Raw genomic sequence first — 9323 nt, 5'->3', positions numbered from 1 at the left:
CAGGCTCGCTCCCACAGTGGACCGCATTTCAAGGTGGGAGCGGCTTGCAGTGAAAATAGTCCACAGATGACCGCGATCCTGTGGGAGCGAGCCTGCTCGCGATGAGGCCCTCACACCCGACACACCTCGCACTGCAATGGTGCAAAACCCCGTAAACCACGCCCGTTACCGTGACTTGCCAGTCCCGTTTTGACCCATACCGAAAAATAAACCTGCCCTTCGTCGGTGCGTTTCCCCCTACAAGCGTTGTGCCTTTACCCTCTCCCCACCGATTGTCGAACAATTTCGCCACTTGACCTGCCCCGCTCTAGGATCTGGCCTAGACTCATTTTCGCGAGGTAAAACCGGTCAGTCATCTGGTGGTAAAAAACTCGAAACTTTCGGTCCTGCCCAAGGGTCAGGTTAAAGGTAGGGCCTCAGCGACTGGTGCATTCCTTGCAACGGCCCCTTCACCCTTTCTGCATTAGCGCATGGGGCAGCATTTGCTCACCGATGCGAAGCGCGTTTGCGCCCGGCCACAGGATTTGGCCACGAACACCGTTGGTGCCAGACCTAGAATTAGATCAACAACACGGGAGATTCATATGATTAGTGCGGCTTTAGATATTCAGGGAGAGCGTGCTCATCAGCAGGTCGGCGAATCAAGCGCCGTGAATGCTCCGAGCGCCAAATCGATCAGCGTACCAGGCACCAAAACGCTGTCACCGGCTGCCAGTCAGAATCCGAACAGAAAGAAGGTATTGTTCGTCACCTCCGAGATCGCCGATCTGGTCAAGACCGGCGGCCTGGGTGACGTTTCCGCAGCGCTGCCCCGGGCCATGTCTCATCTGCACGATGTGCGGGTGCTGATCCCCGGTTACCCGCAAGTGCTGCACAGTGAAAACCCGATCCATATCATCGGTGAACTGGGTGGGCACGCCGCACTGCCACCCTGCAAGATCGGACGCATGGACATGCCGGACGGTCTGGTCATTTACGTGTTGATCTGCCCCGAACTCTACGAGCGCGAAGGTTCGCCTTACGGCGCCAACAACGGCCGCGATTGGCCGGACAACCACATTCGTTTCGCCCGCCTGGGCCTGGCCGCCGCCGATATCGCCGCCAATCTGGCACAAATCCACTGGTGCCCGGATCTGGTGCATGCCCATGACTGGCCAGCCGGCCTGGCGCCAGCGTACATGCACTGGCGTGGACAGCGCACCCCGACGCTCTTCACCATTCACAACCTGGCCTATCAAGGCGTCACCAGCCTGGGCTCGTGCCCTGAACTCGGTATTCCCAACCATGCCTTGCAACAGGAAGGCATGGAGTTCTACGGCAAGATGTCGTTCCTCAAGGCCGGCATGGCCTATTCGAGCCACATCACCACCGTCAGCGCCACTTACGCCCAGGAAATCACCACGCCGGCCTTCGGCTGCGGTCTCGACGGCTTTCTCGCCGCCAAGACCCAGCAAGGCCTGCTCAGCGGTATTCCCAATGGCATCGATGAAAGCTGGGACGCCGCCACCGACCCGCACCTGTTCTGCCCGTTCGGCATCGGCGACTGGGACGGCAAAGCAGTCAACGCCGCCCATGTCCGCGACCTGTTCGGCCTGGAAGACTCCGAAGGCCCGCTGTTCGCCGTGGTCTCGCGCCTGGTCTATCAGAAAGGTCTGGACCTGACCGAAGCGGTCTCCGAATACATCGTCAACAACGGGGGCCAGATCGCGATCATCGGTCGTGGCGAGCCCGAAGAAGAACAAGCCATGCGGGAACTCGCCCTGCGCTTCCCCGGGCAAGTCGGCGTGCGCATCGGCTTCAATGAAACCGACGCCCGTCGCATGTTCGCCGGCAGTGATTTCCTGTTGATGCCGTCGCGTTACGAGCCATGCGGCTTGAGCCAGATGTACGCCCAGCGCTTCGGCTCGCTGCCGGTGGCCCGCAATACCGGCGGTCTGGCCGACACCATCGAAAACGGCGTGACCGGTTTCCTGTTCGACGAATCCACGGTGGAGAGCTATCAAGAAGCCCTGAGCCGCGCGTTCAAGGTGTTCGCCTTCCCGGGCCTGCTCAGCGCCATGCGGTGCCGCGCCATGGCCGCGCCGTTCAACTGGTGCAAGGCGGTTGAACCCTACGCCGAACTCTACGAACGACTGGTCGCCAAAGCCCTGGGTAAATCGGGCAAACAGTAAAAAGAGGTTTTCAACGATGCCGTTACGGACCCTTGAGACCTGGCCCCACGGCGCAATCATGCTGGACGCAGAACACACGCGTTTTGCCTTGTGGGCGCCAGATGCGTTTTACGTCAGTGTCGAACTGGAAGATGGACAATCCTTGCCGCTACTGCCTCAGGCTGATGGCTGGTTCGTGATCAAGACCCGTTGCACGGCGGGTACGCGTTACCGCTACAACATCGATGGCGAGCTGGAGGTGCCGGACCCGGCCTCCCGCGCGCAGGCCGGCGATATCAGCGACCACAGCGTGGTGGTCGATCCACTCGCCTATCAGTGGCAGAACAGCGCCTGGACCGGCCGCCCCTGGAACGAGGCGGTCATCTACGAATTGCATGTCGGTGCGCTCGGCGGCTTCAGTGAAGTCGAGAAGCACCTGGCGCGCCTCGTTGACCTGGGCATCACTGCGATCGAGCTGATGCCGCTGGCGCAGTTCCCCGGCGATCGCAACTGGGGTTACGACGGGGTTCTGCCCTACGCGCCCCAATCGTCCTATGGCACTCCCGAACAACTTAAACACCTGATCGACACCGCCCACGGCCATGGCCTGGCGGTGATTCTCGACGTGGTCTACAACCACTTCGGCCCGGACGGCAATTACCTGCATCACTACGCCAAGGGCTTTTTTCGCGAAGACAAGCACACGCCTTGGGGTGCGGCCATCGATTTCCGGCGCCGCGAAGTGCGGGACTTTTTTATCGACAATGCGCTGATGTGGTTGCTGGAATACCGCTTCGATGGTCTGCGCCTGGATGCCGTGCACGCCATTGAGAGCCCGGACTTTCTTCAGGAACTGGCGCAGACGGTTCGCGAGCAAACCAACCCGGCGCGGCACGTCTGGCTGACGGTCGAGAACGAACACAACCAGGCCAGCCTGCTGGAGGAAGGATTCGACGCGCAGTGGAACGATGACGGCCACAACGCCTTGCACGTTTTGCTGACCGGTGAAACCGACGCCTACTACGCTGACTATGCCGACAACCCCACGGAAAAACTGGCGCGCTGCCTGAGCCAGGGCTTCGTGTTTCAAGGCCACGTGACCCGCCACGGGACAACCCGGGGCGAGCCCAGCGGTCACCTGCCGCCCAGCGCGTTCGTGCTGTTTTTGCAGAACCATGACCAGATCGGCAACCGTGCCTTCGGCGAACGCTTGCATCAATTGGCTCCCCTCGAAGCCCTGAAAGCGGCGACCGCGCTGTTGCTGCTGTCGCCGATGATCCCGCTGATGTTCATGGGCGACGAATTCGCGGCCGAAGAGCCGTTCCTGTTCTTTACCAGCCATCACGGTGAACTGGCGGAGCTGGTCCGCGAAGGGCGACGGAATGAATTCGCGGCCTTCAGCGCCTTTGCCGATCCTCATAGACGCGAACAGATCCCCGATCCGAACGCGCCACAGACCTTTGAAGCGTCGCGGCCAAAACTGAGCGCCACCCGGCAATCGGCCATGCAGGGGCTGTATCACCAACTGCTGCGGATTCGCCACGACCACATCATCCCCCACCTGCCGGGCGCTCAAGCCCTGGGTGCCGAGGTGTTGGGCGAAGGTGCAGTGACAGCGCGCTGGCGACTGGGCAATGGCCGTCAGCTGCGCATTGACCTGAACCTCAGCGACAAGCCAGTGGTCCACTCCCCACAGGCCGACGCCAGGTTGTTGTTCGAAACGCCGCCTCAGTCAGCCGGCCTGTTGGAACAGGGCACCCTTGCCCCGTATTGCGCGCTAGTCAGCCTCACGGCCGCAGCCCCCTTGCTACCCCCGGATGGAGAGCGCCAATGAGTGATGCGCAATTGGAAATACTGGCCGGCCGTGCCGGTTTGGCAGTCGACTGGATCGACGCCAACGGCCGCCCGCAGAAAGTCGCCCCCTCGGTATTGCGCAATGTCCTGATCGGACTCGGCCACCCGGCCAGCACCGCACAGGAAATCGACGCCAGCCTCCTGCAATTGCAGGAGGTGCAACAGACCCGGCATCTGCCGCCGCTCATTACCGCCGATTTCGGCGTCAGCCTCGACCTGGCGCATTTCTTTGAACCGGAATCGCCGTGCGAGATCCACCTTGAAGATGGCTCACGACTCAACCTGAAACTGGACGCCGAGGCCCAACTGCCCGGCCTGGTTCCGGTCGGGTATCAGCACGTCAGCATCGACGGACAATCATTTACCCTGGCCGTGGCACCGGCGCGTTGCTACAGCGTCGGCGATGCCGTCGACAGTCCGATCCCGCGCACCTGGGGCCTCAGCGTGCAGTTGTACTCGCTGCGTCGCGCCGGCGATGGCGGGTTCGGCGATACCCAGGCGCTGGAAGACCTCGCTCGAGTGGCCGGCGAACGCGGTGCCGAGGCACTGGCGATCAGTCCGCTGCACGCGATGTTTGGCAGCGACACCCAACGCTACAGCCCGTATTCACCGTCCAGCCGGTTGTTTCTCAACAGCCTCTACGCTGCGCCGGGCGCTATTCTCGGTGAGCGCGCGTGGCGTGCCGCGATAGACGCCACCGGCCTCGCTGCCGAACTGCAACACCTGGAAGAACAGCCGCTGATTGACTGGCCCGTGGCCGCCGAAGCCAAGCATCGTTTACTGCAAGCCTTGTATGAAGGCTTCGTCCAGGGCGAACACCCGTTGCATGCCGATTTCAGCAGTTTCCGCCACGCGGCCGGTGAGGCACTGGAAAACCACTGCCGCTTCGAAGCCATACAAGAAGCGCGCGCCGCCAAGGGTGAAACCCTCGACTGGCGCGAGTGGCCGGAACAATGGCGCGACCCGCGCAGCGCCGCCCTCGCCGAATTTGCCGAAGAGAACGCCGGTCGCATTGGCTTCTTCGCGTTCAGCCAATGGCTGATCACCCGTTGCCTGGAGCGCGCACAAACCGCCGCCCGCAGCGCGGGGATGAGCATTGGGCTGATCGCTGATCTGGCGGTGGGTGCCGACGGCGGTGGCAGTCAGGCGTGGAGTCGCCAGGACGAACTGCTCGCCTCACTGACGGTGGGGGCGCCACCGGACATTCTCAACCGCACCGGCCAGGGCTGGGGCATTTCCGCATTCTCTCCTGAAGGCCTGGTGCGCAACGGCTTTCGCGCTTTCATCGAAATGCTCCGGGCCAATTTCGCCCACGCCGGCGGCTTGCGCATTGATCACGTCATGGGCCTGCAACGGCTGTGGGTGATCCCCAATGGCTCGCCGCCCGCCGACGGCGCCTACCTGTATTACCCGGTGGACGACCTGCTGCGCCTGCTCAGCCTTGAATCCCATCGCCATCAGGCGATCGTACTGGGCGAAGACCTCGGGACGGTGGCCGATGGTCTGCGGGAAAAACTCATCGCCCGCTCGATCCTCGGCATGCGCGTGCTGCTGTTTGAACAGGACAACGCGCACTTCAAATCGATTCTCGACTGGCCGGACAACGCTCTCGCGACCACCAGCACTCATGACCTGCCGACGCTCAATGGCTGGTGGCATGGCCGTGACATCGACTGGAACGCCCGATTGGGCCTGGTCGATGCCACGGGTGAAATCGAATGGCGCCATCACCGTGAGCGCGAGCGTGAAGGCCTGCGTCGCGTGCTGAGCGAGGACCCGCAGAACTTCCGCGAAGAATCCCATGAGACGGACCAGATACTGGACGCGGCGGTACGCTTTCTCGGGCATACCCGGGCACCGCTGGTGTTGCTGCCACTGGAAGATGCCCTGGGCATCGAACAACAGGCCAACCTGCCCGGCACCATCGACACGCACCCCAACTGGTCGCGGCGCTTGCCGGGCAGCAGTGAAGCGCTGCTCGATGACCCGGACGCCTCGCGGCGCCTGGAATTGCTCGCCTGCGCGCGACTTCAGGCTGGCGAGCGTGACCAATGAATCAGTCAATACAACCGCTGCCGCTTCGCGCGTCGTTGCGCCTGCAATTCCATAAAGGCTTCACGCTGGATCAAGCCGTGCCGTTGGTGCCGTACTTTGCCAGCCTGGGCATCAGCCACGTCTATGCCTCGCCACTGCTTGCTGCCCGCGCCGGTTCAATGCACGGGTACGACGTGGTGGACCCGACCACGGTCAACCCTGAGCTGGGCGGCGAAGCGGCCCTGCGCCGCCTGGTTGCGGCCCTGCGCGAACACAAGATGGGGCTGATCCTCGACATCGTCTCCAACCACATGGCCGTCGGTGGTAGTGATAACCCTTGGTGGCTGGATTTGCTGGAGTGGGGACGCCTGAGCCCTTACGGCGAGTTTTTCGACATTCAATGGCACTCACCCGACCCGCTGATGGAGGGCCAGTTGCTGCTGCCTTTCCTCGGCAGCGATTACGGCGTCGCCTTGCAAGACGGCACCCTGCCCTTGCGCTTTGATGCACAACGCGGTGCGTTTTATGTCGAGCACTACGAGCATCACTTCCCGATCTGCCCGTCGAGCTACGGTGAACTGCTGCGAACCGACGACGAGCAACTCAAGTTTCTCGCCGACCGTTTCAGTGCTTTGAGCTACCAGACCGACTCGCACAGCCTGGCGCAACCGCTGAAGGCAGAGCTGCGCGAACTGGCCAGTGACCCTGCGATCCTGCAGTGCATTCAGCAGAATCTCAGTGCCTACGATTCGCTGACGCCCGATGGTTTTAAGCGGCTGCACAACCTGCTCGAACGCCAAAGCTATCGGCTGGCCAGTTGGCGCACGGCGGCGGATGACATCAATTGGCGGCGTTTTTTCGATGTCAACGAATTGGGCGGCCTGCGGGTCGAACGCCCCGCCGTGTTCGAAGCGACCCACGCGAAAATCTTCGAGTTGGTGGCTGAAGGGCTGGTCGACGGTCTGCGCATCGACCACATCGACGGCCTCGCCGACCCGCGCGGCTACTGCCGCAAACTACGGCGTCGGGTCGATACCCTGTCGCCCGACCGGCACCTGCCAATCTACGTCGAGAAGATTCTCGGTGAAGGTGAAACCCTGCACCGCGACTGGTCGGTGGACGGCACCACCGGTTACGAATTCATGAACCAGTTGTCGTTGCTGCAGCACGATCCCGAGGGTGAAAAGGTTCTGGGTGAACTGTGGAATCGCTTCAGCGAACGGCCCGCCGACTTCCGTCAGGAAGCGCAATTGGCGCGCCAGCAGATTCTCAACGGCTCCTTGGCCGGCGATTTCGAGAGTGTGGCCCAGGCGTTGCTGCAAGTGGCTCGGGACGATCTGATGACCCGCGACCTGACCTTGGGCGCGATCCGTCGGGCGTTGCAGGAACTGATCGTGCATTTCCCGGTGTACCGCACCTACATCAGCCCGCGTGGCCGTTCTGCCGAAGACGATGTGTTTTTCCAGCAGGCCATGGACGGTGCCCGGCAGACCCTCGGCGAGGCCGATTGGCCGGTGCTCGATTGCCTGGCCGGTTGGCTCGGCGGTGAGCCGTGGCGCAAACGCCCGGTGGGTCGTCAGCGCAAGATCCTCAAGCATGCCTGTGTGCGGTTCCAGCAACTGACTTCACCCGCCGCAGCCAAGGCTGTGGAAGACACCGCGTTCTATCGCTCAGCGGTGCTGCTGTCGCGCAATGATGTGGGCTTCAGCACCGAGCAATTCAGTGCGTCGGTCGCCGATTTCCATGCCGTCTGCATCAATCGCCTGGAGCAGTTTCCGGACAACCTGCTGGCCACCGCCACCCACGACCACAAACGCGGCGAAGACACCCGCGCGCGGTTGGCGGTGTTGAGTGAACGCAGCGCCTGGTACGCCGAGCAGGTCCCGCTGTGGCGGACTCTTGCCCGGCCCTTGCGTGAAGACGACCAGATGCCCTCGGCGGGCGATGAATTGATCCTGTATCAAGCGCTCCTCGGCAGCTGGCCACTCGACTTGCACGGTTACGATCAACCGGCGCTGGAGAACTACACTCAACGGGTGTGGCAGTGGCAACAAAAAGCCTTGCGCGAAGCCAAATTGCAAAGCAGCTGGAGCGCGCCGAACGAGGCTTACGAAAACGCCGTTCAGCAATTCCTGCAACGCTTGCTGCTCAGCCCTGAAGGCGAGCTCTTGTGCACCGCACTCAGCAAAGCCGCCAAGAGCATCGCCGTCCCCGGCGCCCTCAACGGGTTGGCGCAAACCTTGCTGCGCATGACCGTGCCGGGGATCCCGGACCTCTACCAGGGCAACGAGTACTGGGACTTCTCGCTGGTGGACCCGGACAACCGCCGGCCGGTGGATTACGAGAGCCGCCAACAGGCGATGCAGGTGCCGTTGAATCTGCCTGACCTGTTGACCAACTGGCGTGACGGGCACATCAAGCAAACCCTGATCAAGCAGGTGTTGAACCTGCGGGCCGAGCATGCGGAGCTGTTTCGACGAGGGACGTATCAAGCCCTTGAGGTCGTGGGCAGCCAGGCTCACCGAGTGCTGGCCTTTGCTCGCGAACATCAGGGAAAACGGGCCATCGTGATCGTACCGATTCGATGCGCCCCGCTGCTGGAAAACAGTGCCGAACCCTGGGTTGACGCGCTGCGCTGGGGCGATACACGGGTGAAATTACCGTTCACCGCCTCTGAGGAAAATCTGAAGGGACTTTTCTCGAGCACAGCAGTCACACACCACAGGGAGCTGAACATCAGCGCCGCGCTGGGGGATTTCCCGGTCAATCTCTTTATTCAAACGTTTACCCAAGCTTGAGTTCAGTTCAGGAGTATTGCGATGAGTACCGACGATAAACGCGTTCGCGAATTTGCCTATCAAATCTGGGAATCGGAAGGTAAGCCTGAGGGCCAGGACGCCCGGCATTGGGAGATGGCGCGCAAGCTGGCTGAAGCCGAAGCCCTGGCCCCCAAAAAATTGCCCAAGGCTGCCGGCAGTAAAACGGTTGCCAAGCCTGCTGTGGCCAAAGCCAATGGCAAGGTGCCCGAGCCGAAAGCCAAGGCCAAGCCTGCAGCGGCTTCAAAGGTGATTCCGCCCGGCGAAAAAGCTGCCGAGAAGAAGCCTAAAGCAGCGCGCAAACCGCCTGCTGTCTGACGCTTCACTGTCGCGTCCTGATTGACCTCGTGGCCAGCCCCCTGGCCACCGTGGGCTTGCTCGCCCACGAAAAACCTGTAGGAGCGAGGCTTGCCCGCGAAGGCGGCATGTCAGTCGATTCAACTGTGACTGAAACACCGCCTTCGCGGGC

The 9323-nt window shown here is 62.0% G+C and carries 5 protein-coding genes; all 5 read left to right on the top strand.

Annotated features, from left to right (window positions below; all coding sequences use genetic code 11):
• Positions 1–584: 584 nt before the first annotated feature.
• From glgA to QMX98_RS28245, 5 genes are read left to right on the top strand one after another with little or no spacing between them, the layout of a single operon-like run.
• On the top strand, positions 585–2171 hold the full coding sequence (gene glgA, locus QMX98_RS28265; RefSeq protein WP_282411721.1) for a glycogen synthase GlgA: 1587 nt from the start codon (positions 585–587) through the stop codon (positions 2169–2171).
• Positions 2172–2187: 16 nt separating this feature from the next.
• Positions 2188–3984 carry a malto-oligosyltrehalose trehalohydrolase gene (gene treZ / locus QMX98_RS28260; protein WP_282411720.1) on the top strand — a complete coding sequence of 599 codons (1797 nt, stop codon included), beginning with the start codon at positions 2188–2190 and terminating at the stop codon, positions 3982–3984.
• Complete coding sequence (malQ, locus tag QMX98_RS28255) at positions 3981–6059, top strand: 4-alpha-glucanotransferase (protein WP_010459957.1); 2079 nt, start codon at positions 3981–3983, stop codon at positions 6057–6059. Before treZ ends, malQ begins: the two co-directional genes overlap by 4 nt.
• The gene (locus QMX98_RS28250; protein WP_282411719.1) at positions 6056–8836 is read left to right on the top strand and encodes a malto-oligosyltrehalose synthase; all 2781 of its coding nucleotides are present in this window, start codon (positions 6056–6058) and stop codon (positions 8834–8836) included. Before malQ ends, QMX98_RS28250 begins: the two co-directional genes overlap by 4 nt.
• A gap of 21 nt (positions 8837–8857) precedes the next feature.
• Positions 8858–9172, top strand: a complete 315-nt coding sequence (locus QMX98_RS28245; protein ID WP_083376845.1) for a DUF2934 domain-containing protein — start codon at positions 8858–8860, stop codon at positions 9170–9172.
• The last annotated feature ends 151 nt before the right edge of the window (positions 9173–9323 follow it).

Source organism: Pseudomonas sp. PS02303 (genome assembly GCF_029959925.1).
Lineage (GTDB): Bacteria > Pseudomonadota > Gammaproteobacteria > Pseudomonadales > Pseudomonadaceae > Aquipseudomonas > Aquipseudomonas mandelii.
The sequence above is the reverse complement of the archived record's forward strand: the minus strand, read 5'-3'. Positions and strand labels throughout refer to the sequence as shown.

What these genes read in the sequence shown, in the direction of transcription:
- treZ (WP_282411720.1), top strand. Translation starts at nt 2,188, where the DNA reads ATGCCGTTACGGACCCTTGAGACCTGGCCCCACGGCGCAATCATGCTG.
- QMX98_RS28245 (WP_083376845.1), top strand. Translation starts at nt 8,858, where the DNA reads ATGAGTACCGACGATAAACGCGTTCGCGAATTTGCCTATCAAATCTGG.
- QMX98_RS28250 (WP_282411719.1), top strand. Translation starts at nt 6,056, where the DNA reads ATGAATCAGTCAATACAACCGCTGCCGCTTCGCGCGTCGTTGCGCCTG.
- malQ (WP_010459957.1), top strand. Translation starts at nt 3,981, where the DNA reads ATGAGTGATGCGCAATTGGAAATACTGGCCGGCCGTGCCGGTTTGGCA.
- glgA (WP_282411721.1), top strand. Translation starts at nt 585, where the DNA reads ATGATTAGTGCGGCTTTAGATATTCAGGGAGAGCGTGCTCATCAGCAG.